The sequence below is a fragment of the Arcobacter defluvii genome, assembly GCF_013201725.1.
Lineage (GTDB): Bacteria > Campylobacterota > Campylobacteria > Campylobacterales > Arcobacteraceae > Aliarcobacter > Aliarcobacter defluvii.
Genome location: NZ_CP053835.1, coordinates 46,071 through 71,159, shown reverse-complemented (window position 1 = coordinate 71,159; position 25,089 = coordinate 46,071). Strand labels below are relative to the sequence as shown.

The window sequence follows — 25,089 nt, the reverse complement described above, 5'->3', positions numbered from 1 at the left end:
AATACTACCTTATTATTTAAAAACTCTATTAAAAATAGCGTCTACATTTTTTGTGTAATAATCAAAGTTAAAACACTCTCTAATTTGCTCTTCACTTAATGATGCTCTTAACTCTTCATCACCTAATAGATATTGAAGATATAAAGATTCACCTTTTTCATTTGTAGTTGGTTTTCCTTTTTGAATCTCTTCCCAAACTTTCATAGCATTTCTTTGAACAATTCTATAAGCATCTTCTCTACTTACACCAGCAAGTGGAAGTTCTAATAAAACTCTTTGAGAGAATACTAATCCACCAGTTAAGTTTAAGTTTTTCATCATATTTTCAGGCATAACTGTAAGATTTGCAATAACGCTATTCATTCTATGTAACATAAAATCAGTTGTGATAAAAGCATCTGGTAACCAAAATCTTTCAGTTGATGAGTGAGAAATATCTCTTTCATGCCAAAGTGCAACATTTTCCATAGCAGGAATTGCATAAGCTCTTATCATTCTTGCAAGTCCTGTAATATTTTCAGTTAATATTGGGTTTCTTTTATGTGGCATTGCAGAAGACCCTTTTTGCCCTTTTGCAAAATATTCTTCAGCTTCGTAAACTTCTGTTCTTTGTAAATGTCTTACTTGAACTGCAAATTTTTCAACAGAAGATGCTAAAAGTGCTAAAGCCGTAGCAAGTCTAGCATATCTATCTCTGTGAATAACTTGATTTGAACAAGGTTCTGGTTTAAGACCAAGTTCTGCCATCGCATACTCTTCAAGTTCAAGTGGTGCGTGAGCAAAGTTACCCATAGCTCCTGAAATTTGTCCAACTGCAATAACATCCATAGTTTCTTCTAAATTTTTTAAGTGCCTTGCAACTTCATCATACCAAACAGCTAATGTTAAACCAAAAGTAATTGGCTCACCATGAATACCATGGCTTCTACCTACCATTAGAGTCATTTTGTGTTCAAATGCTCTTTTTTTGATAGATTCCATCAACATTTTTACATCTTCAATAATAATTTTTAAAGAGTCTCTCATTTGAAGTGCAACACCTGTATCAACAGCATCTGATGAAGTCATACCATAATGGAACCATCTTGATTCATCTCCTAATGATTCAGATACACTTGTATTAAAAGCAATTAAATCATGTTTTGTAATAGCTTCGATTTCTTCGATTCTTTCAACTGAAAAAGTTGCATTTTTTACAATTTTCTCACAATCAGAATCTGGAATAAGTCCTAATTTATTCCAAGCTTTTACAGCAGCCTTTTCAACTTCAAGCCATGCTGCATATCTTGCATGTTGCGTCCAATTCTTTGCCATTTCTTCTCTTGCGTATCTTTCAACCATCTAATGTCCCTTGTAATCATATTTTCTATAAATTTTATTAAAAATTTTCATTAATTTTAGTATGATATTGTATCTAAAAAGACAAAATCTAAAATTAAAAAATCTAATAAAAAATAATAGAATTTGAAAAAAAACATAGGAAAAAAATTTGCCATTTACATTAAGAAAACATAAAGCAATTAAAGATAAAAAAATACAAATATTTTTAATTCAGAATTTAGGATTAGACCCAAAAGTAGGGCAAAGACTAACATCAAAAGGAAGAATTTTTGATGAAAATATGAATACAATAAATACAGGAGACGTTATACCTACTGATTATATCTATATTGCTGTTTTTGAGGGAATGACAAAAGGATTAAAGCCTCTTTTAGAGTTCAAAGATTTTGCCATATTTGATAAACCTACAAATCTTATGGTTCATCCTATTTCAAAAAATACTCCTTACTCTTTACTTGATGAAATTCGTTACCATTTTGGAGAAAATGCAAATTTAATACATAGAATTGATGCAGAAACATCTGGGCTTGTAATTGTAGGAAAAAATAAACAAAGTGAGATTGATTTAAAAGAGATGTTTCAAGAGAAAAAATATCATAAATCTTATTTAGCAATTGTTCAAGGTGAATTAAAAGAAGAGATAACAATTAATAAAGGACTTGATAGAGAAGGAAAAGCTATTGGGGTTAGAATGATGGTTTGTGATAAAGGCAAAGAATCAATAACAATTATAAAACCTATCAAATATAATAAAGAAAAAGATTTAACACTAATTGAAGCTTTACCACTAACTGGAAGACAACATCAAATTAGAGTTCATCTTCACTCAATTGGTCATACGATTTTAGGTGACCCAATTTATGGAGTTGATGATGAAAATGCAGAAAACTATCTAAATAAAACTTTGAGTGAAGAAGATAGATTTACTGTAACAAAATCAAATCGTTTATGGCTTCATGCAAATTATTTAGAATTTGAATATAAAAATGTTACTTATAAAATCTTCTCAAAAAATAAAGATTTATATAAAGAATTTCTATTTTAGTGATATAAATTTTTATTATAAATTAGCTTTACACAAAAAGATTATTTTATTATTTAAGAAAAATACACATCATAGATATAATCACCTATATGAACCTTCATTCATTGATTTTATATATATTAATAATTTTTATCAAATATTATTAAAAATAAATATTTATCATTTTTTAAGGGAAAAATATTAAAATCACTAATAAAATTTAACTGTTAAAAAAGAGAGATGCATTTGAAAAATAGAGAAATTGAACTAAATAAAAAAACGATGATTGTTTCTGAAACAAATGAAAAAGGGATAATAACTTATGCAAACAGTGACTTTTGCATAATTGCAGGCTACACAAAAGAAGAATTAATTGGAAATCCTCATAGTATGGTAAGACATCAAGATATGCCAAAAGCTGCTTTTGAAGATTTATGGAAAACAGTAAAAGCAGGTAAGATTTGGAATGGAATAGTTAAAAATAGTACAAAAAATGGTGGATATTATTGGGTAAATGCAACTGCGTATCCATCAAAAACTAGAAATGGGGAGATTCGTTACATTTCTGTTAGAGTAAAACCTACAAAAGAAGAAATACAAAAAGCCGAAATGCTTTATAGAACAATGAAATAAGGAGCTTTATGATTTTTTCAAATAAAGGCAATATTGACATATTAGAAGCTCTTGATAACATTGATTTATTTATAAATAATAAAATCAACTCTCTACCTGAAATAACTGGTACTTGTACAGGATTTAACGAACAAATAAAGAATAAAATAGAAAAAATAAATAACTCTTTAAAATTAAAAAATGAAGAAGAGTTAAAAGTATTTGGCGAAATAATGCTGATATCTGAGAAATTAGCAGATGGAAACATTGATGATGAAATTCATCATGTAGAAACATCAAATGAAAAATTAAACTATATATCAAACACATATAACACTTTAGTAGAAAATCTACGAGTTATAATAGAAACTATTCTTCAAACACTAAAAGATTACTCAAATCATAATTACGTAAAAAAAATCGAAATGCCACATCTTCAAGGTGAATTTAAAATGCTTGTTGATGGAGTAAATGATTTAAGAAAAACAATTACTACTATGTTAATTGAAAATAAATCTAATGGTTTAACTTTAGATATAAAATCAGAAATCTTACTTGAAAATATTGATAAGCTAAATAAAAGCTCAAATCAAACAGCAGCATCATTAGAAGAATCTGCTGCTGCATTAGAAGAGATTACAAGCAATATAAGAAATACAACTGATAAAATATCTAAAATGACAGAATTATCAAAAGAGTTAATTCTTGTTTCAAATAATGGTGAAGCATTAGCAAATAAAACGACAATTGCTATGGAAGAGATAAATACTGAAGTTAATTCAATAAATGAAGCAATAACTGTAATTGATCAAATAGCTTTTCAAACAAATATTCTTTCACTAAATGCTGCTGTTGAAGCAGCAACAGCAGGTGAAGCAGGAAAAGGATTTGCAGTTGTTGCACAAGAAGTAAGAAATTTGGCAAATAGAAGCGCTGATGCAGCTAAAGAGATTAAAAAAATAGTTGAAAATGCTACACTAAAAGCTAATAATGGAAAAAATATTGCTAATAATATGATAGAAGGTTATAAAGAATTAAGTGAAAATATTTCTTCAACAACAAGTATAATTAATGATATTCAGAATGCATCAAAAGAACAATTATTAGGAATTGAGCAAATAAATGATTCAATAAATCTTTTAGATAGACAAACTCAATTAAATGCAACAATTGCAAATGAATCTTATGAAGCAACTCTTGTTACAGATAAAATATCAAAATTAATTGTTGCAAATGCAAATGAAAAAGCATTTGTTGGGAAAGATTCTGTACATCCTAAAGATAACTTATAATTTCACTCATAAATTAGAAAAAAAGACATTAAGATAATAGTTACCTCAAAAGAGACTAAAATAACTAAATCCTTATTACCCGAGACAAATCTCTGAGGTAAAAGGATTTCTTTATTCTCTTTTTTTTCTGGATTTAAAGTGCAGTTAAAACAGTTTGAAATATCTCCACAAGTGGCACATGCAGGTGCTGTTTTACCAATACAATCATATAAATATTTTTTCCATCTAATATCTTCTGGTTTTAAATTTGCTAAAGATGTGAAATTTTTTGACATAAGTTCTCCCATCTCTTTTCTGCTTGCTAATCCCAAATCTGAATACAAATGTCCTAATTCTAAAGATGTTTTAGCAATTAATGGAGCTAGTTCATCTTTTGCATAATCATCATTTGCATGAAATTGTAACAATTGTAAAATTTGTTTTTCCATTAATACTAAATCTCTCATCTTCTTCTCCTACTTGACATCACAAAATTCTAATTCTAATTTTTCTGGTTTCTTAAGATTTTTGTTATTATCTATATACAACTCTTTTAGATTTTCTAACTCTTCTATTGATTTTGGTAAAGTTTCAAGCTCATTATCTTCCACATCCAGCTCATGAAGAGTATTGATATTTCCTATATTTTCAGGAAGAATTTTTAGTTTATTTGAACTAACACTTAAACTCATAAGATTTTGTAAATTACAAATTTCATTAGGAATTGATGTTAAAAGATTATTATCAAGTCTAAGAATTTTCAAATCTTCTAATTTACTAATATCAAAATCTAAACTTTCTAAATTATTATCACTTAAATCAAGTTTCAAAAGCATATCATGACTCTCTAAAGATGGCAATTCTTTTATAGTGTTCCCTTCTAAAAGTAAAGTTTCTAACTCTTTAATTTTTGATAAAGAAGATGGTAAATAATTAAGATGATTAAAAGATAAATCTAAATAATAAAGTTGTTTCATCAATTCAAAGATATCAACAGGCAACTCTTCTAATTCATTTGTTTCTAAAGATAAATATAAAAGCTTTGATAAGTTTTTAAACTCTGAATCTAATCTTTCAATTCTGTTTGAAGCAAGAGTCAATCTTGTGAGTGAATCTAGTTTATAAAATCCTTTTGGTAAAACTTTTATTCTGTTTACATTTAGATTTAAAATCATTAGATTTTCTAAATCACCTATAGTTTCAGGAAGTTCTTCAATCAAATTATTTTCACATTGTAAATTTCTAAGTTTTTTTAACTCTCCAATTGCTTTTGGAAGTTTTCTGATTCTATTATTTGATAGTTTTAAAACATTAAGATTTTTTAAAACGCCTATAGATTCAGGTAAATCTTTAAGATTTCTTTTTGATAAATCAAGATGTGTTAAAAACTCCAAATCATCACTATGCGTTGACATTATTGGAGTTAAATCATTTGCTCTAATCCATTTAACGAAGTTTTCAATATCACTTCCCATAGCTTAATCCTTTAACCTATCATTTTTTGCATCAATTAAAAAAGCTATCTCTTCATAGTCGATTTCACCAAATTCAACCATATTAAACAATGCCATTAAAGGTCTTCTACAACAGGTTTGATTACAACCTGTTACGAGTTTTTTTGCTTTTTTATATGGCAAATCAGTATGTTTGAAGATTTCTATAGCTTGGGCAACAGTTTTTTCACCGCACTCACAAATGACTTTATCTTCTAATTTTTCCATGGTATACTACTTATTTTAAATATGGATGTAGTTCTTGAAAATCAAGGACCTCTTTCATAGCAAGGTTTATCTCTTCACTTAATTTAGGTAAATTCACATAATCTGTCCAGATTCTATCTTCAACAATATCATGTACTTCACCAGCAAGTTCAACCACTTTTCTTTTGTATTTTGCTAACTCTTTCTTTAGTTCTTTTTGCTCTTCGTGAGTTGGTTCCATTTTATCTCCTTATAATCCATATAGGTTTTCAAGTTTTATATCTGGCAATTCAGTCAAATACATAAGTTTAAAATCTCCATCGATTTTAAACTTATAGCTTTGATAAAGTTCAATAATCTCTTTTTCATTTGATGGTGCATAGGCATAAATTTTTTTTAATCCTCTATAATATAAAACTCCTCGAAGAAGTTTTTCTGCATCAATAAAAGCTTCACTATCCATAAGCCATGGAGAGATTTTGATAAATCTTTTATTTACAACATAAGAGTGTAAAAATCCATGCATTGTAGAAAGTTTTAAAGAATTTGAGAAAAGACAATCTTTTTTTATGTAATCTTCTCTATTTTGATGAAAAACTTTTTTATCAATTCTTTTTGAAACTTCGTCATAAAACTCACCACTTACTTGTTTTGCAGTTGAATTTGAAAAATTAAAAGCAACTGCCTCACCAGAATGAGTCATTCTTGAGAAATTACAAAACTCTTTAAAACCTAATTCAATTAATTTTATACATTTTTTATTTTCAACTAAGAGAACAACATTTTCATTTGGTATATTTTTTAATAAAAGTGAAATCAATCTAGTAAATACATCTTCATATTTTTCTAGAACTTCAAATACATTTACATAAACATACTTTTCAAAAACATAAGCACTTAATATCCCAACAATTTCTGCTTTTTCATAAGCAGCAAAGCAGTATTCAGGAAAAACTGTATATGTTTGTTTTAACAACGATATGTCTAAAAGAGGATTTTGAGTAAATAACTCTTCTAAATTCTCTTCAAAATCACTTTTCAAATATCCAATGAACATAGGTATAACTCTTTTAATTCTTTTGTACTTAATACTTTTTTTCTATTAGTTACAATTTCTCGAACTTTTGGAAGTATTTTTTGTACGATTTCCATATTAGGCTCAATGCCTAATGATTGTAGATGATAAACCAAAGTAGAACTTCCTGAGTGTTTTCCTATAGGAAACTCTCTTTTTAATCCAACTTCATCTGGATTAAAAGGTTCATATGCAGCTTTTGATTTCATCATACCATTTACATGAATTCCAGATTCATGACAGAATATATTTTTTCCGATAATTGGTAAATTAGCATCAACTCTTCTATTTGATGCGCTACTTACTGTTTTTATCAAAGATTTTAGAGCGTTTGAATTAATCTCTTTTTTCACTCCAAGTAATCGAACAAGTGACATTAAAACTTGTTCAAATGACGCATTACCAGCTCTTTCGCCTATGCCAATAACAGTGGTATTCGCGCTGATAGCTCCTGCTTCATAACCAGCTATGGCATTTGCAGTCCCCATCCCAAAGTCATTATGTGTATGCATTTCGATGTCTAATAAATTAGCAGAACTTAAATTTTTTATGTTTTCGTATGTCGTGTTTGGTGTTAAAATACCAACAGTATCGCAATATCTAAATCGATTTGCCCCTAGCTCTTTTCCTAAAGTCATAATCTCTTTTAGGAAATCTAGATTTGCTCTACTTGAATCTTCTCCACCAATACAAACAAATAGATTCTCTTTTTTAGCTTGTACAACTACTTTTTCAAGTTGTTTTAACAACCTGTTTTTATCGCCATTAAATTTCACGTCAATTAATATATCTGATACAGGGATTGATAAATCCACAGCTTTAAGTCCACACTTCAATGATTCATCCAAATCGCTCAATGTAGCTCTATTCCAGCTCATTATTTGAATAGGTAAATTAAGTGCCAGAATCTCTTTTAAATCATCTTGTTCTTTTTTACCCATAGCAGGAATCCCAACTTCTAGTTCATCAGCTCCAGCTTCATAAAGAAGTTGTGCTATTTGTAACTTTTCTTTTGTGTTAAATGCTACGTATGGCGTTTGTTCACCATCTCTTAAAGTTGTATCATTAATTATTGACATATACTAACCTTTAATTTCGATACTAATATACATGCAAAATCTATTCCAAAACTAGAAGAGTTAAAAATTATTTTAAAATTTCTAACTTTTCTGATTTAATAAGGTCAAAATCTTTTGATTGTAATTCGTCGTAAGAAAATATGAAACAGCAAGGTTTTGTTGTGATTTCTTTTTCAATTGTTAAGAATTTGTCATAATCATTTAAAACAACAACTTTTTGTGCACGAAGTTGTTTTAGAGGAAAACCAATAAATCCATGAGAGGTAGTTATTGTGATTAATTCCATTAATTCATTATTTATAGAAACTGGACCATTTCCTTTTAAAAGTATGACTGTAGGTTTGTTCTTCATTGACATAAAAAGTTAGGTTTTACCCTAACTCTTTTTCAGATTTTGCAGTATCTGAATAGAAATATTTTTGAACTGCTGCAAATACTGATTTCTCAATCGGTTGAAGTGCATAAGAATCATCACAAATCAAGTTAATTGATTTTAATTCATCCATTGGACAACCACCAATTTTTTCTGTTAATAAAATATCAACATCTTTTAGTGTGTTTTTAATCTCTTCAATTGGATAAGAACCATCACAATCTTCAGGTCCTTTACAATATGGATTTTCTACTTTTCTATGCATTACAAATTTGATAGCTTTGTCTCCAGCTTCATAGATTAGGAACTCTTTAGCATTACCAAAGTGTAAGTTGATAGTTCCCTCACCAGCAGTTGTAACAGCTACAAGTTTAGTCTCACCTGTTGAACTTAATTGCTCTTTGCTAGCTTGTGCAATTTTGATTTTTTCATTTGCAATTTCTAGTGCAGCTCTCCAGTTTTCTATAACTTGATGTTTTGCAGCTCGTGCATTGATATCATATTTTTTAGTTAATTCTTCCCAATCCATTTTTACAAATGAATCTTTAGTGAACTCTTCACCTCTATCTTCACCAATTAATCCAACTGCATCAGCCCTGCATTGTCTACAGTGTGACATTAATTTCATATCCATTCCACAAGCTTCTTGAGCAGCCATAACTTCTTGGTCAGTTGCGCTTGCTTGCCCATTTAGTCCATAATATGTACCAAATTCAGGTTTTGATAATAAAGGCATGATATTATGTAAGAATACACCTAACTCTTTTAATTTTTTAGCAACATTTGGTAATTCTTGGTCATTAACACCTGGAATTAAAACCGAGTTAGCTTTTACTAAAATTCCTCTTTCAGTTAACATCTTGATTCCCTCAAGTTGTCTTTGTAAAAGGATTTTTGCTGCTTCTTTTCCAAATACTTTTTTGTGATTCCATAAAATCCATGGATAGATTTTTGAACCAACTTCACCAGTTTCATCAACAGAATTGATAGTCACAGTTACATGGTCAACATTATATTTTTGGATTTGATCAATATAATCTGGTAACATAAGTCCATTTGTTGATAAACACATTTTTAAATCTGGTGCTTTTTCATATAACATTTTAAAAGTTTTAAAAGTTTTTTCAGGGTTTGCTAATGCATCACCAGGTCCTGCAATTCCTACAACTGAAAGTTGTTGAATTTCACCACCAACGTATAAAATCTTCTTAACTGCTTCTTCTGGTGATAATTTACTACTAGTAACACCTGGTCTACTCTCATTTGAACAATCATATTTTCTATTACAGTAGTTACATTGAATATTACAAGCAGGTGCAACAGCAACATGTATCCTTGCATAGTGTTGGTGAGCACCTTCACTATAACATGGATGATTATTAATTTTTGCCATTATATCTTCTTGGATTGATTCTTGAGAACTACTTGAAGTACACGAACAACTCATAGATAACTCCTTATTTGATTTATCAACACAATGCATTTAATGTTCCATACAAAAAATAGGAATAAAAAATGCATATAAAATCCATATCAAATAAGGAAGATATTATGAGAGTTCAAGAAGAGATAAAAAAAGAGTTATTAAAAGAGATATATGGAAATATAGATAATATTTATGATTTTATAGAAGCAAGATACAAATTAGACAAACCTTGTAATGATGCAGTAATAAAAAAATTAAATGAGTTAAAAGATATAATTTACAAAGTTTCTAATTTAAGTGACTTATCATGATGAGATAATAAAATAAAGACCAAAAAATATTAAAATAGCTCCTATAACTTTATTTATAATATTTGAATATTTATCAAAAAGTTCAATACTTTTTTTTCTAGTAAGAAAAAGAGCAATTAAAGAATACCAAACGAAATTTGCTATAACACAAAAAAGACCAAATAAAAGTTGAACATACATAGGTGTTGATTCATTTACAATGATTGAAAATATAGATAAAAAAAACATTGTTGCTTTGGGATTAAAAACATTACAAAAAAATCCTAACATAAAAGCTTTTTTGATAGTCATCTTTTTTTGATTATCTTTTTCAATTTTTATGTGAGAAGATTTAAAACTTTTATATCCTATGTATATTAAATAAGTAGCTCCAATGTATCTTATAATATCTAAGAACATTGGAAAAACTTTTATTATAAAAGAAAAACCTAAAATCGTATAAGCTAAGTGGAAAACTATTCCTATACTTATACCAAAACTACTAATAATTGCATATTTTCTTTCATGATTTATACTTTGTTTTAAAGTAACCATAAAATCAGGTCCTGGACTCATAAGAGCCAAAAAAATTGCACTAGCTAAAAATACAAATTCGTTTAAATACTGTTCCAATAAAATTCCTAAATTTTTTCCGTTTCAAATTTTTTGGCAATAAAAAGTAATAATACTCCTCCAAAAACTATAAAAGCAGTTAGATATAAAGCATAATCATAATTACCAAATTTTTCAATCAAATATACACTATAAAGTGGAGCAATAACTTGTCCAATTCCATAAGAAGTAGTTAAAGCTCCCATTAAAACAACTGGATTATGTTTTGCAAGTTGCCCACCAAGATTCATAAAAAGGGCAACTAAACCAATAAAAGTTCCACCATAAAAAATACCACTTAAAAGATTCAAATAGATATTATTTGTAAATGTTGGTATTAAGATACCTACCATTTGAATCAATAAAGCAATAATAATTATATTTATACTTCCATATTTGTGAGCTAATCTCATCCAAATAATACAAGAAGGAATTCCAGCAAGTCCTACTAAAGTCCAAGTTAAATTTCCATAACCTGCAAGTCCTGGAAGATTATTTATAATATCAGGCAAAAATGTTCCTTGAACAACAAAACCAACACCTTCTGTAAAGTATGCCATAATCAATAAAATAACAAATATTGTAAATATTGAGATATCAAATTTGTGTTTTACCACATTTTGTTTTACTTCTTTATCAAATGATAAGATATAAATCGAATAAATTGATAAAATTGCTCCAAAAATAGCCAAAACCTTCCAAGATTCTTGCCAAGTTCCACCACTACTTAAAATATATCTATTTATTAAATCTGTAGTTAAAATAGAAAATCCAATACCACTAAAGTGTATCCCCATCGCTTTAGTTTTACTCTCTATTTTCAATTTTGTCATAACAATAGCAGAACCAACTACCAAAGCCATAGCACCTGCAAATCCAGCTATTATTCTTGCAATTATCCAATATGTTTCATTTGTACTAAATCCTAAAACAAAAGTTGTAAGTATTGCTAAAACTAACCCAATTCTAAACAATACTACTTTTTGATTTATATCTTTTATAAATACAGATAAAATTGAACCTGTTAAATACCCTGCAAAATTTAGTGAAGCTAAAATTCCTGCAAAAGTAATATCTAAATAATCCTGCAACATTGAAGGTATTAAAGAAGTAAAGGCAAATCTTGCAACTCCAATACCAACAATAATTGCGAATATACCAGCGATTAAGATGGATAAATTATCATCTTTGTTTAAAAGTCTATTCATGTTTAAAGCCTTCGTCTGTTAAGTTACGGTATCATATCACTAAAGGTTATCTAGTGTCAAATAATCAATAATGATAGGTGATATAAGGGAAAATGATATGGATATGAATTTATTAAAAGTTTTTGTTAGTGTTGCAAATAAAAAAAGTATTTCTCTTGCTTCAAATGAACTAAAATGTGCCCAATCAAACGTAACTTCAAGAATAAAACAACTTGAAAAGATTTTAGGACTTGAACTATTTTATAGAGTTCCAAAAGGTGTGATTTTAACACCTTCAGGTGAAAAATTTTATCCACAAGCTTTAGAAATAATAAGTAAGATGGAAAATGCAATATCAAGTTTAAATCAAGATGAACAAATGAGTCATTTAAAAGTTGGCTCAACTGAGTGTAATGCTGTTGTTAGAATCTCTCCTTTTTTAATACAACTTCACAAAGATTTTCCAAAAATGCAACTAGAACTTTTTACGGGAACAACTAAAGATATTATGCAATTGATATTAGATTATAAAATTGATATTGCTTTTATTAGTGGTGAACCTAAAAATGATTCTCTAATGATTTTAAAAAAATATGAAGAAGAGATAGCCATTTTAGAACCACAAGAAAACAACACTCCAAATGTAACTCTAACTTTCAAAGAGGGTTGTGTTTATGATGAATTTTTAAGAGATTATTATAAACAAAAAGATATTTTTGTAGAAAAATCTCTATGCTTTGGAAGTTTAGAAACTATTCTTTCTTGTATAAAAGTGGGAATGGGAAAAAGTTTACTTCCTACAAGTATTGTAAAAAAAATGGGTTATGATAAAGATATTAAAATCACTGTTTTACCAAAAAAAGAGGCAAATATCCCAACTTGTTTAGTTTGTAGAAAAGATTATATTCCCAAAATTAGTGAATATTTAAAAGATATGGAGTTGTAAAATTAATAAGCGATGAGTATCGTTTTAGTTAAACCCCTGTAAAGTTTTATACTCATCGGTAATTAATTTTTTAATTCATATCTATTTCAATCATTTTGCCATTTACAATTTGAGCAAACTCCTTTCCAAAATTAAAACAATTTTCTAATTCTTCATCATTAGGAATAAGTCTTATTTTCATTGGCTCTATTGGAGGAACTCTAAAATGAAGTGATTTCATTCTATCTAAAATCATATTTACAGCTTCACCACTCCAACCATAACTTCCAAAAGCCTGTCCTGTTTTTCCTCTTTTTTCTAAATACATCATACAAGATAATAAATCCCAAACAGGTTTTGGAGCATCAGCGTTTATTGTTGGTGTTCCAATAAGTATTCCATCACTCTCTTCAAGAATATTTATCATATTTTGCTCTTCTATTGAAGCTAAATCATATAAACTAGCCCTTATAGTTTTTATACTTTCTGCTCCATCAAAGATAGCTTCTGCCATATCCCTTGTATTTTTATAACTTGTTAAATAAAATATAGAGATTATTTTATTTGAAGAACTAATATTTTCAGGTCTATCTAAACTCCATTTTCTATAAAGTTCAATATATTTATATGGTTTTTCTCTAATTATTGGTCCATGTAAAGTTGCAATAATATTAATCTCCAGTTTATCATATAACTTTAGAGCATTTAAAACATATGTTTTAAAAGGTCTCATAATATGGTCATAATAATATTTGAAAGCATAAGAAAAATCTCCAACTAAATCATCAAATAATCTATTATCATAAAAATGGCTACCAAAAACATCTCCACTAAAAAGAAGAGAGTCTTCAACAACATAAGAACTCATTGTTTCTGGCCAATGTAAATATGGAGTAGTTAAAAACTTAATTGTTTTTTCTCCTAATTTCAACTCTTTATTTGTCCAAACGGTTTCAAAATCAATATTTTCATTATTTGTTATTGCTTTTAACATAGGTGTTGCTTGAGGAGAAATCAAAACTTTTGCTTGAGGAGCTCTTTTTATAAGTTCTGGAATTGCACCTGCGTGGTCAGGTTCTAAGTGGTGACATAAAACATACTTAATTTCATCATAAGAACAAAGTTGTTCTATTTTTGAAAAAAACTCTTGTTGAAACTCTAGTTTTACAGTATCAACTATTATTACACCTTCAGAAGTTTTTATCAAATAAGCATTATATGAAGAACCATTTGCTGTTTTCATAATAATATCAAATGTTCTAATATCAGGATCAAAAGCACCTATAAAATAAATATTTTCAACTATTTGTATTGGTTTTTTATGATTCATTTTGTAATAACCTTCTCATCCAAAGAGGAGGATTTTTTTGCATTTTTATAAATTGCTCCAAAATATCAATAATTTTTTCATTTTCTCTACTTGATTGCATTGGAAAAATTTTACATGATTTAACCATCATTGAAGCCTTTGGTCCAATTTGCTGTACATATAAAATATCACTATCTTCAAGACACTCTATTTTATATGAAAGTTTTTCTATTTCATCATCAATTTCAAGTGAAGAATCAACAGATTTTAAAAAAGTATAATCTTCACCAATTATTTCATAAATAAAAAACTCTTTACACCAACCAAAATGTTGATTAACATGAATATTGTCTTGTGAAGCAAACGCAATTTTCATAATATAAAAATCCTAACCCTTTTATCTATTATTTGTTCAATAGTATTTTTAATCATCTCATATGTTCCAGTTGAAGCTATTGAACAGCCAACACAAGCCCCTTGATATGCAAGTCTTAACTCAATTTCAGGCTCATTTTTATAATCAATTAAAACTATATCTCCACCATCTTTTTTCAATATTGGTCTTATATATCTTTCAAGAGCATCATTTACTGTAATTAGTTGTGTTTCTAAATCTTGTGCTCTAAAAAATTGGTTTAATTCATTTATATCAGTTATATTTTTGTCTGAACCTGTTAGTTGAACTTTTGCCATAACATGCCCATTTAATGCAGCTTTTATCATACAGTCAAAACCTTCTTTTAATCGCTCAAGGTTTTGTCTATCTTTTAATAAAATTAAAGCTAATCTAAACGCTGCTTGAATGTGATTTTTTCTAACAGCTTTTCTAAAATATTCTATTGCTTTTTCAATATCTTCTTCAACACCAATTTTTGTTTGATACATTAAAGCTAAATTGAAATTTGCTGAATCATTATCATAAATACTTGCTTTTTCAAACCACTCTTTTGCTTTTGAGAAATCTTTTTCTACACCTTCACCTTTTAGATACATTAAACCTAAATTTGCCATTGCTTGATCATTTTTATGATTAACCTCTTGGCTCCAAATTTCAAAAGCCTTTTTAAAATCTTGATTCTTATATGCTTCTAATGCTGTTCTATGTTCCATAAATCTCATTCCTTCATTTGGATTTGGTATCTCTTTGTTTAATTCCAATTGTTTTTTTATATATTCTTTTAGATAGGATTTTGCAAGTTCTACTGCTTCTTCATAATCTTCACTTGCAGCTTTTATATCAAAATCTAAATATTGAACTAAATAAGCATCACCTATCTCATTTTCACCAAAATAACTTTCAAAGGGATACTCTAAATTAAGATAATATTCCAAATCCTTTTTCATAAATTATTCCTATTTTGCTGAACTACAAGCACAACTACCACTTGGCATTCCTGAATCCAAAAGAGTAGAACAATTTGATTTTGTTACAAGTTTACATTTGTCAGATAATATCTGTCTGTAAATTTCATCTATACTTAGATAGTTTTTTACGCAACTATAAACTTTCAATTTCTTTTCTTGAAAAAAGTTGAAAATTCCTTCTCCCATATGATAAAAAATTGTACTGTCAATATTTTGTTTTGAAAGAAACTTAGCTGTTTCTAATCCATCTCCACAAGCTTGATTTTTAACTACTTTAAAATGTCCTGTTTCTTCATTTAAAAAAGCAAAATAAGCTGAATTTCCAAACAATTCGGATATTGTTGTTGAATCTTTTTTGTCTAATGGTATAGCAATCATTGTAAGACTCCTTTTGTTTAACAAAAAGAGTAATGCAAATACTATTCCTTAATAATGAAAGAGTGATTTTTTATTTTAAATAATACAATTTATGTCAGGTCTTTCTTTATAACCCCATTCACACATTGCATCTAAAATAGGAATAAGAGATTTCCCTCTTTGTGTTAAACTGTATTCAACTTTTGGTGGAATCATTGGGTATTCTTTTCTTGTGATTAATTTATCCGCTTCTAACTCTTTTAATTGTGAACTGAGCATTTTATAAGTAATTGCACCTATTTTTCTTTGTAGTTCATTGTATCTTATAACTTCATATTCAGCTAATAAATATAAAATTATCATTTTCCATTTTCCAGAAATTAGAGATAAAGTATAACCAAATGGCGTTTCCGTGATATTATTCTCTTCATTTTTTTTCATAGACACTTTCCTAATTGATAGTATATTACATAAAAGTACATACTTACATTTTATTTTATAATTATATATAATCCAATTAAATTTATAAAAAAGGCTTTAATTATGAAAAAAATATTGGTAAATTTAGTTCATCCAAATATTGAAAATTCAGTTGTAAATAAAAAACTTACAAATGCAATTAGTAACTTAGAAAATGTAACTATAAACAATTTATATACAAACTATCCAGACTTTAAAATAGATGTAAAAAAAGAGCAAGAGTTATTGTTAAAACATGATGTTATTGTTTTTCAGTTTCCAATGTATTGGTTTAGTTCACCTGCACTTTTAAAAGAGTGGTTTGATCTTGTACTTGAATATGATTTTGCTTATGGTGCTAATTATAAATTAGAAAATAAACCTTTTGCTGTTGTTGTTAGTTGTGGAGGAGATGAAAAAGCGTTTAGTGAAACTGGAAAAGATAAGAAAAGTGTTGAAGAATTTCTTTTTCCGTTTTTAGGTACGTCAAACTACATAAAAATGGATTACAAAAAACCTTTTATTATTTATGGAACAGAATATAAACTACCAGAAGAAGTATTAAATAAATACACAGAAGATTATATAAAATATATAAATCAACTATCTAAATAATTCTTTTAATTCTAAATGTCTAAACAGACATTTAGAACTTATCTCTTATGGGAATAGAATTTGCATAAATCATAAAAAAATCCAAAACAAAAGAGGACGTTATGGTAAATAAAAAATTAATCAAAGAATTATTAAGCGAAAGTGCATGTTCTCATAATAAAACAAAAAAATCATCATGTGATAAACCAAAACCAGGAGCAACAAGCGGAGGTTGTGCATTTGAGGGAGCTCAAATCGCACTTTTTCCTTTTGCTGATGTTGTTCACTTAGTTCACTCTCCTGCAACTTGTATTGGAGCATCTTGGGAGACAAGACAAACTTTAACTTCTCATCATGGTGAGAATAACACAGTAACAGGATTTACAACAGATGTTAATACAAATGATGTAATCTTTGGTGGTGATAAAAAACTTGAAGAAGCCATAGATTATATTGTTGAACATAAAAATCCAAAAGGTATTTTCGTATATGAAACTTGTGTAACTGCAATGATTGGTGATGATATGGATAATACATGTGATAGAATGGAAAAAAAACATGGTATTCCAGTAGTTGTTATTCACTCTCCAGGTTTTGTTGGTGGTAAAAATCTAGGCTCACGACTTGGTGGGGAATCTGTTTTACATCAATTAATTGGAACACGAGAACCAGAAGAGATTCATCCTTTTGGAATTAATCTGATTGGAGAATATAATGTAACTGGTGATATGTGGCAATATACACCACTACTTGAAAAAATTGGGATAAAAGTTGTTTCAACACTTGCAGGTGATGGAAGAATTGAAAATATTCAAATGGCTCACACTGCAAAATTAAACGTAATTGTTTGTGCAAAATCACTTATAAGTCTAACAAGAAAAATGCAAGAAAAATATGAAATTCCATATATTTCTATTTCATTTTATGGAAAACGAGATACAACAAATGCAATTAGAAGTATCGTAAATGCTTTTGGAGATGAAGAGTTATCAAAAAGAGCTGAAGCTGTTATTGCTGAAGAAGAAGCAAAACTTGAAGTTGCACTTATTCCATATAGAAAAGTTTTAGAGGGCAAAAAAGCAATTTTAAATACAGGTGGAAATAAAACTTGGTCAATTGCTAGTGCTTTACAAGATATAGGAATTGATGTAGTTGCAACAAGTGTAAAAAAAGCTACATTAGAAGATAGAGAAATTTGTGCTCAATATGTAAAAATTTTGATGGAAGACCCAAGTGAACAATCAAAATTAATTGATGAACACAATATTGATATCTTACTTGCAGGTGGAAGAAGTTTATATACAGCAATTAAGAAAAAAGTAGCTTTTGTTGATGTAAACCAAGAGAAAAAAGTGAGTTATGGAGCTTATAGTGGTTTAGTAAACCTTGCTATTGATGTTTGTAATGCTGTTAATAATAAAGTATTCCAAATAGTTGGTAACCCTGAACCTTGGGGGAATTAACTATAAAAATATAGTTAATTCTTTTCTTTACTATCTAAATAAAATAACCAAGCACTCAAAAATAACAATAAAATTGCTAAATTTGTACTATATTCACTAGAACCAATTTGGAGTTTACCAAAAATATATTCATTTCTAGGTATCTCTAAACTAATAAAATTCAAAGAAAATAAAGAAGATGATATTCCGATAGTCAACCAGCCCATCCTAAAGAATCTTCTCTTAGGATTTAAAAAAAATATAAATATGAATGAGAATATTCCAATTACTAATCCTATTTTTAAAGAATTAAAAAAATATATACTCGTTAAACATACTATTAAAGCAATTAAAAAAGATAAAAAAAACCAATTTATTTGAGTCTTATTTAAATTATTATAGATATGAGAACCATCACCCGTTGTAACTTGTGCGTTCTCTCCTGTTATTTTAATATCTTGTTCTCTCATAATAAACTCCTTGAATTAATATCTGAACCATCACCCGTTGTAACTTGTGCTCTCTCTCCTAGTACATTAATTGTTTGATTACGAGAAGATAAAAGATGTTCCGCATCTAAAGAATTTAAAACACTTATATCTAAACATAAATTATCATCATATTCTTCATAATCTGAAACAAAAAGTATTTTATGCTTAGATGCTTTACAAGTATTAGGAAAAATATTTTCAATACATGTTTCTTCTACATCAATTTTTTTCCAAAAACCAACTGCATCCATTAGTAGTATCCATTCTTTAATAATTGAAATATCTATTCCTTTATATATTTCTAATATTTTATTATTGATAACAACTCGATTATTATTTTGTCCTGCGAAACTAAATAACACAGCAGTATTTCTATTATAATGAGAATTCTCAATAAAACTTTTACAAATAGTAATATCCATTTTTAACCTTGAAGTTTCATAAATTCTATAGTATCTTCTAACTCTGTATCAAGAAAATCTTTAGGCCAATTAAAAGCTCCTGATTCAGAAATTCCAATCTTTTCTATTTCTGCTCTACTATTATCATTATCGTAAGATAGAGAATATATTGCTACATCATCATTTGATATTTTTCCTTCAGCAATTCTTCTTCGTAATCTTTTCAACATATATTCGCTATGAGTTTCAATTAAAAACTTTTTTTTATTTTTATCGTTTGTCATTTCGATAAATAAATCAGCTAAATCAGCTTGCATTTTAGGATGAAGATGTATTTCTGGTTGTTCAATTATTGTAGTAGAACCATTTTTCGCAAAAAATCCTTGTGTAATAATTGGAAGTATTTGAGATATACCAAAACCAACATCTGTAATATCTAAACTTAAACTATTTTGATTAATTTTAATATTATGAATAGTATCTTTTAATTGTTCTATATTAACTCTTAAATTAAATTTCTGAATCCACTTATTTACACTTCTTTTTAATGGTGCGTTTTCTTTCAAAATTTTAGCCATACTTTCGCCATCAATTTTATTTAATGCAGAAGTATTATTTATTTCATCTAAAAAATAATATCTTCTTGGATAGGCTCTAAGAGGGTCAACATAATTTATATTCTCATAACTAAAACTTGAATGAATTTGTTTTGAAATATTTTGGAAAATTTTAATTAGAGTATCAATAAAAAAATTATCTTCTGTTCTTAAAATCTTAAATACTTGGAATTGATTCAGACTTACTAATTTATTAAATTTACTAGCATATAATTTAGCAATATTATCTTCAATATATATACTTGAAATTTTATTCTTTAAAGAATCTTTTTCATATTTAAATAATATATCTTCTTCAGATTTTAATTCAAAATTTACAATTTTAATATCTTTTTTATTTTTTGATAATTTAAAACTATAAATAAGTTTTATATTTTTTGATTGATGTTTAGATAAATTTGACAAAAAATCATAAGTATGTCTTAAAACTTTTGTATCAAAATATAATAAACCATCTTTTTTTTGGAAAAAAGAATAAATATTTTCTTCATTTTGATCAAAATATATTGATATGAATTTTGCTATTAAATTATTTTGATTTTCTACTTTCGTTTCTCTTTTACTAATATTATTAATTCTTAATTTATAACTATTTAAAGTATTTAATAAATTATTAATATTTTCTTCTCTTTCTTCTCTATCTATTTCATTAAAATATTCTTGATAATTATTAAGTCCTTTTGTACACAAAAAATATGTTTTTTTTAAATTTCTGACTATAACATTTATTTTATTTTTCAAATCATTAAAATAAATATCAAAATTTATATTCTCTAAATCAAAACTTATTTCTAAAGAATGTTGTAAATTTCTTTTATGCAATAAGTTTTCAAATGAACCAAATTGAACTACTTCTCCATTAATAGATAGTATATTCTTTGGAACTATATTAGAATTTATATTTTGAGAAATCATTAAAAGTAATTTTATAATACTACTTTTACCTACACTATTTGAACCAAGGAGTATTGTTATTGGTTTTAATTCAATATCAGCTTCTTTAAATGCTTTATAATTTTTAAATCCAATTTTATTAATCATAATAAATACCTTTATGAATTTTAATTTTCAAGATTATAACTAAAAAATAACTCTCAAATGACTCAATTTATTACTTATTAATCAATATCCTAGAAATTTATAAATTATAAATATAATCAAATAAGAACATAATTGTATTAGATTTCACTTCGTTTATTCATAAAATAATTATGTATTATCAAGGAACACTTCTTGCAAGTTTTTAAAAAAAACCTAGGAAATTCCATGGAAGCTATTAGTAAAAAACCTTTACAACTAAACCCTATTAAACTATCGCAGCCAATGGGAGCGATGCTCTTCTTTTTAGGAATTAAAAACTGTATGCCTTTGATGCATGGAGCTCAGGGTTGTGCTTCATTTACAAAAGTATTTTTCACTAGACACTTTAATGACCCAATTGCTGTTCAAACAACAGCTGTAAATGATATAACTGCTGTTATTGATGGTGGAGATTATGCTATTAGTGAAAGTATTAAAAATATTACTAAAAAAGTAAAACCTGATTTAGTTGGTCTTTTTACAACTGGACTTACTGAAACAAAAGGTGATGATATAAAAGGTGCAACTTTACTTGTAAAAGACCAACAACTAATGGTTTACGTAAATACACCTGATTTTGAAGGCTCAATTGAGAGTGGTTTTGCAAAAGCAGTTGAAGCAACTATTGAGCAACTTGTTGAAAAAGATTCTGAAATAGATACAAATAAAGCACTAATTATCCCAAATGTAAATCTAAAACCAATAGAAATAGAAAAAATCAAAGATACTATTTCTCTTTTTGGATATGAAGTTTTTGCACTTCCAGATTTGAGTGAATCACTTGATGGTCACTTAGGTTTAAAACAAGGAGCTTTAAGTAGTGGAGGAATAAGTGTTGAAGATATTAAAAAATTGGCAACTTCACATTTAGTAATTACTATTGGACAAAGCGTTCAAAAATGTGGACAAAAAATGCTTGAAAAAAATACAAATCTAAATCTATTTCATTTTGATAGTTTAGGTGGATTAGAACAAAGTGATAATTTTTATAAAGCTTTATGCAACTTAAAAAATATCTCTCAACCACATCCATCAATTGTTAGATGGAGAAAAAGATTACAAGATGCCCTTTTAGATACACACTTTGCAATAGGTAGTTCAAAAGTAGTAATTGCTCTTGAACCAGACCAAGCAATCAGTGTTGCAAATACAATAATAGAAGCAGGAGCTACAATAAAAGCGATTGTAACTACTCACAGAAATGACCTATTAGATGAAATCCCATGTGAAAATCTTTTAATTGGAGATTTTGAAGATGTGGAATCATTTTTGCAAGAAAGTGATGTATTAATTTCAAACTTTCATGGAGAAAGACTTACTATAAAACATAAAAAAGCCTTGATGCTAAGAGGTTTCCCAGATTTTGAAGGATTAGGAAATCAACTAAAAAATGATGTTTTATATGAAGGAAGTACTTATGTACTTTTTGAATTAGCAAATTTGATAAATCACTATAAACTAGGAGAGAGTCATGAGCATTAATCCAAATCTTCCAATAGTTCCATTTACATCAATAAAAATGTTAAATGAGAGTACAAAGCTACTTGGTCTTCCAAAATTACAGGCTCAAGTGATTGTTATTCTTCCAAATATATTGGAGTTTAACGATAAATTAAAAGAGAGCATAAACTTTTCAAAAGACAAAATTGAGTGTTTTATTATAACTTCAAGTTCACAAAATGAAATAAAAGAGCTTATAGAGAAATATGAATTAAATGAATCATTTATTTCAAATGACTTTAAATCATTTGCAAAACAGTTTAATCTAAATGATGAAAAAAACAATTTAATAAAATCATTAATAATGATAAATAAAGATTGTCAAATAATACACAAGGAAATTTTATAATATGGAAATTACATTTAAAAATAATAAATATACATTAGGTAAAAAAGAGAGAAAAGTTGAAGGTGAAGCACCTGCTGTTAGAGTAAAAATGCTAAATGATGAAGTTAAAGTTATTGGTTTGATGGCACCTTCTGTTCAAGTTATGATAACTTTAAATGATGTAAGTAAATATAACTCTGATTTACATCAAATAATTAATACAACAAAAAGAAAAGTTTTTCCTTATATCATCACTTCAAGTAGTCAAGAAATAATTGAAGACATTGCAGAAAAGTATGCTTTAGATAGAGAGTTTATTTCAAATGACTTTGTTGATTTTTCAAATAAATTTGGAGTAAATATAGATGATTCTATGGTTGCGAACTCGATTTTCGTAATTGATAAAGAGGGTGTTATAAAATATAAAGAGATTCCAACAGATTTAGAAGATGAATTTAAAATGGAAGATTTTTCAATCACACTAAATGAAGTTGTTAACTTTAAACCAAAAGGTCACACTCACGAAAATTGGATGGGTGTTTAAATGACAACTAAATTAAAAAATTGGTTAGAAGAAAATGATTATGATTTAACTAACCTAAATAGTGCTGGAAAGTATGGAAACTCTGCACTTATGAAAGCATGTCGTGAAGGAAAAATTGATTTAGTAAATGAACTTTTATCTATGGATGTTGAATTAAACATGAAAAATGTAGATGGAAATTCTGCACTTTGGAACTCATGTTTTGCAAACTCTTATGAATGTTTTGAAGCTGTTATCAAAGCAGGGATTGATATAGATTCACAAAATGTAAATAATGTAACTGCATTAATGTATTGTGCAAGTGCAGGAAAAGATGATTTTGTTGAACTTCTTTTAAAACATGGTGCAAAAACAGAATTTGAAAGTTTAGATGGATTTAAAGCTATTGATTTAGCGGTTACTCCAAAAATTGTGAAACTATTAAAAAATGCAAAAGTTTCATGATAAAACTGATATTAATGCTAAAAAGTATTTAACTGGCTCAAATTTTATAGATTATAGGACTCAACCAAGAGCCTATAAATCTTATCCTTCATTTTTTTTATCTTTTAATCTAGATGATTTTGAAGAATTAAAATTTATTAAAAATATTGGAAAAATTACAGCATCTAAAACCTATGGAAATGTAAAAGTTGATTTAAGAGCAAATCCAAGTGCTGGAGGTTTATATCCAAGTGAAATTTATATCCAACTTCGAGGAATAAAATCTTTAGTAAATGGAATTTATCACTATGAAGCAATAGAAAACAAAATCACTTTAATCCATGAATTAAGTAATGATGGAGTTGAATACTATTTTGAAGATAAATTTCAAAAAAAAATCATATTCTTAATAAGTAATGCCTATTTTAGGTCTGATTGGAAGTATGAAAAAAGAGCCATAAGATATATTTTACTTGATACTGGTCATCTTTTGGGTTCTATTTATGCTGCTTTAGAGCTTGAAAAAATACCTTTTAACATAGATTTTAATTTTGATAAAAACTCTTTAAATGAGGATTTTTCATTTGATAAATTTGAATCATTTTATACTTCTGTATTTACTCAAATTCATAAAGAACTTGAGTGTAAAAAGTTAAGAACTCCAATAGTAAATGTAAGTGCTTGTGATTATCAGTTAAAAGAAAATTTTATTGAAGAGTTTTATATAGAAGCACAAAAAGACTTTTTTCCTATTGTTTCAAATATAAATTTATTAAATGATTTAAAAAAAGAAGATTTACAAGAAGCTATAAATAATCGCCGTTCAATTAGAGCTTTTAAAAAAGAAGAAATTTCTAAAGATGATTTTTTATTTATTACAAAAAATATTTTTGAATTTGCACAAAAATATGAAATAGAGATTTATTTTATAAATAACAATGTAAAAGATATGAAAAAAGGTCTTTACAAAAATGTGAATTTACAAAAAGAGGGCGATTTTAAAGAAATTGCAACTAAATTAGCTTTAAATCAAAAACTTTCAGGTGATAGTGCAATAACTCTATTTTTTACAGCAAAAAATAGTGAAGAATATTTTTATTTATATATCTTAACAGGATTTATTTCACAAATTTTATATCTACGCTCAACACACTTAAATATTTCATGTAGTGGCTTAGGTGCCTATTTTGACGATATTTCTAAAGAATTTCTTGAAACTGAAAATAATATATTTTATCTTTTTGCAATAGGAAAATAAAACAAA

General features: G+C 27.3%; 30 protein-coding genes and 1 pseudogene. 12 read left to right on the top strand and 19 right to left on the bottom strand.

What is annotated here, in order from left to right; translation table 11 throughout:
- Positions 1–12: 12 nt before the first annotated feature.
- Positions 13–1,341, bottom strand: coding sequence for an adenylosuccinate lyase (gene purB, locus ADFLV_RS00435; protein ID WP_014472794.1), 1,329 nt, complete (start codon positions 1,339–1,341; stop codon positions 13–15).
- A 148-nt stretch (positions 1,342–1,489) separates the two neighbouring features.
- Between purB and ADFLV_RS00430 the strand changes: the two genes are divergently transcribed.
- The 3 genes and pseudogenes from ADFLV_RS00430 to ADFLV_RS15275 form a co-directional block, all read left to right on the top strand.
- Positions 1,490–2,386, top strand: coding sequence for an RluA family pseudouridine synthase (locus ADFLV_RS00430; protein ID WP_129011445.1), 897 nt, complete (start codon positions 1,490–1,492; stop codon positions 2,384–2,386).
- Positions 2,387–2,611: 225 nt separating this feature from the next.
- Positions 2,612–2,998 (top strand): PAS domain-containing protein, encoded by a 387-nt coding sequence (locus ADFLV_RS00425; protein WP_129011444.1) that lies wholly within the window; start codon positions 2,612–2,614, stop codon positions 2,996–2,998.
- A 692-nt stretch (positions 2,999–3,690) separates the two neighbouring features.
- Positions 3,691–4,269: pseudogene (locus ADFLV_RS15275) on the top strand (methyl-accepting chemotaxis protein); the annotation flags it as partial.
- 2 nt (positions 4,270–4,271) lie between these two features.
- Here the strand turns inward: ADFLV_RS15275 and ADFLV_RS00415 are convergent.
- The 8 genes from ADFLV_RS00415 to nifB all read right to left on the bottom strand — a co-directional run bounded on the left by ADFLV_RS00415 (position 4,272) and on the right by nifB (position 9,958).
- A complete protein-coding gene (locus ADFLV_RS00415; RefSeq protein ID WP_014472790.1) occupies positions 4,272–4,715 on the bottom strand; it encodes a nitrogen fixation protein NifQ in 444 nt (147 codons plus the stop codon).
- Between the two features lie 9 nt (positions 4,716–4,724).
- Complete coding sequence (locus ADFLV_RS00410; RefSeq protein WP_014472789.1) at positions 4,725–5,723, bottom strand: leucine-rich repeat domain-containing protein; 999 nt, start codon at positions 5,721–5,723, stop codon at positions 4,725–4,727.
- A 3-nt stretch (positions 5,724–5,726) separates the two neighbouring features.
- Positions 5,727–5,969 carry a hypothetical protein gene (locus ADFLV_RS00405; RefSeq protein WP_014472788.1) on the bottom strand — a complete coding sequence of 81 codons (243 nt, stop codon included), beginning with the start codon at positions 5,967–5,969 and terminating at the stop codon, positions 5,727–5,729.
- 10 nt (positions 5,970–5,979) lie between these two features.
- On the bottom strand, positions 5,980–6,189 hold the full coding sequence (locus ADFLV_RS00400) for a CCE_0567 family metalloprotein (RefSeq protein ID WP_014472787.1): 210 nt from the start codon (positions 6,187–6,189) through the stop codon (positions 5,980–5,982).
- Between the two features lie 9 nt (positions 6,190–6,198).
- Positions 6,199–7,005, bottom strand: coding sequence for a hypothetical protein (locus ADFLV_RS00395; RefSeq protein WP_129011442.1), 807 nt, complete (start codon positions 7,003–7,005; stop codon positions 6,199–6,201).
- Complete coding sequence (nifV, locus tag ADFLV_RS00390) at positions 6,987–8,102, bottom strand: homocitrate synthase (protein WP_129011441.1); 1,116 nt, start codon at positions 8,100–8,102, stop codon at positions 6,987–6,989. The genes ADFLV_RS00395 and nifV overlap by 19 nt, the downstream gene beginning before the upstream one ends.
- A gap of 67 nt (positions 8,103–8,169) precedes the next feature.
- Positions 8,170–8,460, bottom strand: a complete 291-nt coding sequence (locus ADFLV_RS00385) for a hypothetical protein (protein WP_129011440.1) — start codon at positions 8,458–8,460, stop codon at positions 8,170–8,172.
- 13 nt (positions 8,461–8,473) lie between these two features.
- Positions 8,474–9,958 (bottom strand): nitrogenase cofactor biosynthesis protein NifB, encoded by a 1,485-nt coding sequence (nifB, locus tag ADFLV_RS00380; protein WP_014472780.1) that lies wholly within the window; start codon positions 9,956–9,958, stop codon positions 8,474–8,476.
- Positions 9,959–9,990: 32 nt separating this feature from the next.
- On the opposite strand from nifB, the gene ADFLV_RS00375 reads away from it, so the two are divergent.
- Positions 9,991–10,212, top strand: coding sequence for a hypothetical protein (locus tag ADFLV_RS00375; protein WP_129011439.1), 222 nt, complete (start codon positions 9,991–9,993; stop codon positions 10,210–10,212).
- On the opposite strand, the gene ADFLV_RS00370 is transcribed toward ADFLV_RS00375, so the two are convergent.
- Together ADFLV_RS00370 and ADFLV_RS00365 are read right to left on the bottom strand one after the other, a co-directional pair.
- The gene (locus ADFLV_RS00370) at positions 10,207–10,824 is read right to left on the bottom strand and encodes a LysE family translocator (RefSeq protein ID WP_129011438.1); all 618 of its coding nucleotides are present in this window, start codon (positions 10,822–10,824) and stop codon (positions 10,207–10,209) included. The two genes, ADFLV_RS00375 and ADFLV_RS00370, sit on opposite strands and share 6 nt — an antisense overlap.
- A gap of 8 nt (positions 10,825–10,832) precedes the next feature.
- Entirely contained in the window at positions 10,833–12,011 is a 1,179-nt protein-coding gene (locus ADFLV_RS00365; RefSeq protein ID WP_129011437.1) for a YbfB/YjiJ family MFS transporter, read from the bottom strand.
- Between the two features lie 97 nt (positions 12,012–12,108).
- Here ADFLV_RS00365 and ADFLV_RS00360 point away from each other — a divergent pair, with 97 nt between their 5' ends.
- On the top strand, positions 12,109–12,936 hold the full coding sequence (locus tag ADFLV_RS00360) for a LysR family transcriptional regulator (protein ID WP_014472777.1): 828 nt from the start codon (positions 12,109–12,111) through the stop codon (positions 12,934–12,936).
- A 70-nt stretch (positions 12,937–13,006) separates the two neighbouring features.
- Here ADFLV_RS00360 and ADFLV_RS00355 read toward each other — a convergent pair whose 3' ends face one another.
- The 5 genes from ADFLV_RS00355 to ADFLV_RS00335 form a co-directional block, all read right to left on the bottom strand.
- A complete protein-coding gene (locus tag ADFLV_RS00355) occupies positions 13,007–14,245 on the bottom strand; it encodes an FprA family A-type flavoprotein (protein WP_014472776.1) in 1,239 nt (412 codons plus the stop codon).
- Complete coding sequence (locus tag ADFLV_RS00350; RefSeq protein WP_014472775.1) at positions 14,235–14,600, bottom strand: NifB/NifX family molybdenum-iron cluster-binding protein; 366 nt, start codon at positions 14,598–14,600, stop codon at positions 14,235–14,237. Before ADFLV_RS00350 ends, ADFLV_RS00355 begins: the two co-directional genes overlap by 11 nt.
- A complete protein-coding gene (locus ADFLV_RS00345; protein ID WP_014472774.1) occupies positions 14,597–15,568 on the bottom strand; it encodes a NifU family protein in 972 nt (323 codons plus the stop codon). Before ADFLV_RS00345 ends, ADFLV_RS00350 begins: the two co-directional genes overlap by 4 nt.
- A gap of 9 nt (positions 15,569–15,577) precedes the next feature.
- On the bottom strand, positions 15,578–15,967 hold the full coding sequence (locus ADFLV_RS00340; protein ID WP_014472773.1) for a NifB/NifX family molybdenum-iron cluster-binding protein: 390 nt from the start codon (positions 15,965–15,967) through the stop codon (positions 15,578–15,580).
- A gap of 75 nt (positions 15,968–16,042) precedes the next feature.
- Entirely contained in the window at positions 16,043–16,387 is a 345-nt protein-coding gene (locus ADFLV_RS00335) for a winged helix-turn-helix transcriptional regulator (protein WP_129011436.1), read from the bottom strand.
- Between the two features lie 102 nt (positions 16,388–16,489).
- Between ADFLV_RS00335 and ADFLV_RS00330 the strand changes: the two genes are divergently transcribed.
- Both ADFLV_RS00330 and ADFLV_RS00325 read left to right on the top strand, forming a co-directional pair.
- Positions 16,490–17,020 (top strand): NAD(P)H-dependent oxidoreductase, encoded by a 531-nt coding sequence (locus tag ADFLV_RS00330; RefSeq protein ID WP_129011435.1) that lies wholly within the window; start codon positions 16,490–16,492, stop codon positions 17,018–17,020.
- 101 nt (positions 17,021–17,121) lie between these two features.
- Entirely contained in the window at positions 17,122–18,462 is a 1,341-nt protein-coding gene (locus tag ADFLV_RS00325; protein WP_129011434.1) for a nitrogenase component 1, read from the top strand.
- Positions 18,463–18,476: 14 nt separating this feature from the next.
- Here ADFLV_RS00325 and ADFLV_RS00320 read toward each other — a convergent pair whose 3' ends face one another.
- The 3 genes from ADFLV_RS00320 to ADFLV_RS00310 are packed head-to-tail and all read right to left on the bottom strand — an operon-like array spanning position 18,477 to position 20,991.
- Entirely contained in the window at positions 18,477–18,911 is a 435-nt protein-coding gene (locus tag ADFLV_RS00320; protein WP_129011433.1) for a hypothetical protein, read from the bottom strand.
- Positions 18,908–19,354 carry a hypothetical protein gene (locus ADFLV_RS00315; protein WP_129011432.1) on the bottom strand — a complete coding sequence of 149 codons (447 nt, stop codon included), beginning with the start codon at positions 19,352–19,354 and terminating at the stop codon, positions 18,908–18,910. Before ADFLV_RS00315 ends, ADFLV_RS00320 begins: the two co-directional genes overlap by 4 nt.
- Before the next feature lie 2 nt (positions 19,355–19,356).
- Positions 19,357–20,991 carry an AAA family ATPase gene (locus ADFLV_RS00310; protein WP_129011431.1) on the bottom strand — a complete coding sequence of 545 codons (1,635 nt, stop codon included), beginning with the start codon at positions 20,989–20,991 and terminating at the stop codon, positions 19,357–19,359.
- Between the two features lie 225 nt (positions 20,992–21,216).
- On the opposite strand from ADFLV_RS00310, the gene nifN reads away from it, so the two are divergent.
- The 5 genes from nifN to ADFLV_RS00285 are packed head-to-tail and all read left to right on the top strand — an operon-like array spanning position 21,217 to position 25,083.
- A complete protein-coding gene (gene nifN, locus ADFLV_RS00305; RefSeq protein WP_129011430.1) occupies positions 21,217–22,512 on the top strand; it encodes a nitrogenase iron-molybdenum cofactor biosynthesis protein NifN in 1,296 nt (431 codons plus the stop codon).
- The gene (locus ADFLV_RS00300; RefSeq protein ID WP_014472765.1) at positions 22,502–22,879 is read left to right on the top strand and encodes a hypothetical protein; all 378 of its coding nucleotides are present in this window, start codon (positions 22,502–22,504) and stop codon (positions 22,877–22,879) included. Before nifN ends, ADFLV_RS00300 begins: the two co-directional genes overlap by 11 nt.
- Before the next feature lies 1 nt (position 22,880).
- On the top strand, positions 22,881–23,402 hold the full coding sequence (locus ADFLV_RS00295; RefSeq protein WP_129011429.1) for a thioredoxin domain-containing protein: 522 nt from the start codon (positions 22,881–22,883) through the stop codon (positions 23,400–23,402).
- A complete protein-coding gene (locus tag ADFLV_RS00290; protein WP_129011428.1) occupies positions 23,403–23,846 on the top strand; it encodes an ankyrin repeat domain-containing protein in 444 nt (147 codons plus the stop codon).
- Complete coding sequence (locus ADFLV_RS00285; RefSeq protein WP_129011427.1) at positions 23,830–25,083, top strand: nitroreductase family protein; 1,254 nt, start codon at positions 23,830–23,832, stop codon at positions 25,081–25,083. Before ADFLV_RS00290 ends, ADFLV_RS00285 begins: the two co-directional genes overlap by 17 nt.
- Positions 25,084–25,089 lie beyond the last annotated feature (6 nt).

Coding starts and splice junctions, on each gene's coding strand:
- purB (WP_014472794.1), bottom strand. CDS start 1,341: ATGGTTGAAAGATACGCAAGAGAAGAAATGGCAAAGAATTGGACGCAA.
- ADFLV_RS00415 (WP_014472790.1), bottom strand. CDS start 4,715: ATGAGAGATTTAGTATTAATGGAAAAACAAATTTTACAATTGTTACAA.
- ADFLV_RS00410 (WP_014472789.1), bottom strand. CDS start 5,723: ATGGGAAGTGATATTGAAAACTTCGTTAAATGGATTAGAGCAAATGAT.
- ADFLV_RS00405 (WP_014472788.1), bottom strand. CDS start 5,969: ATGGAAAAATTAGAAGATAAAGTCATTTGTGAGTGCGGTGAAAAAACT.
- ADFLV_RS00400 (WP_014472787.1), bottom strand. CDS start 6,189: ATGGAACCAACTCACGAAGAGCAAAAAGAACTAAAGAAAGAGTTAGCA.
- ADFLV_RS00395 (WP_129011442.1), bottom strand. CDS start 7,005: ATGTTCATTGGATATTTGAAAAGTGATTTTGAAGAGAATTTAGAAGAG.
- nifV (WP_129011441.1), bottom strand. CDS start 8,102: ATGTCAATAATTAATGATACAACTTTAAGAGATGGTGAACAAACGCCA.
- ADFLV_RS00385 (WP_129011440.1), bottom strand. CDS start 8,460: ATGTCAATGAAGAACAAACCTACAGTCATACTTTTAAAAGGAAATGGT.
- nifB (WP_014472780.1), bottom strand. CDS start 9,958: ATGCATTGTGTTGATAAATCAAATAAGGAGTTATCTATGAGTTGTTCG.
- ADFLV_RS00375 (WP_129011439.1), top strand. CDS start 9,991: ATGCATATAAAATCCATATCAAATAAGGAAGATATTATGAGAGTTCAA.
- ADFLV_RS00365 (WP_129011437.1), bottom strand. CDS start 12,011: ATGAATAGACTTTTAAACAAAGATGATAATTTATCCATCTTAATCGCT.
- ADFLV_RS00360 (WP_014472777.1), top strand. CDS start 12,109: ATGGATATGAATTTATTAAAAGTTTTTGTTAGTGTTGCAAATAAAAAA.
- ADFLV_RS00355 (WP_014472776.1), bottom strand. CDS start 14,245: ATGAATCATAAAAAACCAATACAAATAGTTGAAAATATTTATTTTATA.
- ADFLV_RS00350 (WP_014472775.1), bottom strand. CDS start 14,600: ATGAAAATTGCGTTTGCTTCACAAGACAATATTCATGTTAATCAACAT.
- ADFLV_RS00345 (WP_014472774.1), bottom strand. CDS start 15,568: ATGAAAAAGGATTTGGAATATTATCTTAATTTAGAGTATCCCTTTGAA.
- ADFLV_RS00340 (WP_014472773.1), bottom strand. CDS start 15,967: ATGATTGCTATACCATTAGACAAAAAAGATTCAACAACAATATCCGAA.
- ADFLV_RS00335 (WP_129011436.1), bottom strand. CDS start 16,387: ATGAAAAAAAATGAAGAGAATAATATCACGGAAACGCCATTTGGTTAT.
- ADFLV_RS00330 (WP_129011435.1), top strand. CDS start 16,490: ATGAAAAAAATATTGGTAAATTTAGTTCATCCAAATATTGAAAATTCA.
- ADFLV_RS00325 (WP_129011434.1), top strand. CDS start 17,122: ATGGTAAATAAAAAATTAATCAAAGAATTATTAAGCGAAAGTGCATGT.
- ADFLV_RS00320 (WP_129011433.1), bottom strand. CDS start 18,911: ATGAGAGAACAAGATATTAAAATAACAGGAGAGAACGCACAAGTTACA.
- ADFLV_RS00315 (WP_129011432.1), bottom strand. CDS start 19,354: ATGGATATTACTATTTGTAAAAGTTTTATTGAGAATTCTCATTATAAT.
- ADFLV_RS00310 (WP_129011431.1), bottom strand. CDS start 20,991: ATGATTAATAAAATTGGATTTAAAAATTATAAAGCATTTAAAGAAGCT.
- nifN (WP_129011430.1), top strand. CDS start 21,217: ATGGAAGCTATTAGTAAAAAACCTTTACAACTAAACCCTATTAAACTA.
- ADFLV_RS00300 (WP_014472765.1), top strand. CDS start 22,502: ATGAGCATTAATCCAAATCTTCCAATAGTTCCATTTACATCAATAAAA.
- ADFLV_RS00295 (WP_129011429.1), top strand. CDS start 22,881: ATGGAAATTACATTTAAAAATAATAAATATACATTAGGTAAAAAAGAG.
- ADFLV_RS00290 (WP_129011428.1), top strand. CDS start 23,403: ATGACAACTAAATTAAAAAATTGGTTAGAAGAAAATGATTATGATTTA.
- ADFLV_RS00285 (WP_129011427.1), top strand. CDS start 23,830: ATGCAAAAGTTTCATGATAAAACTGATATTAATGCTAAAAAGTATTTA.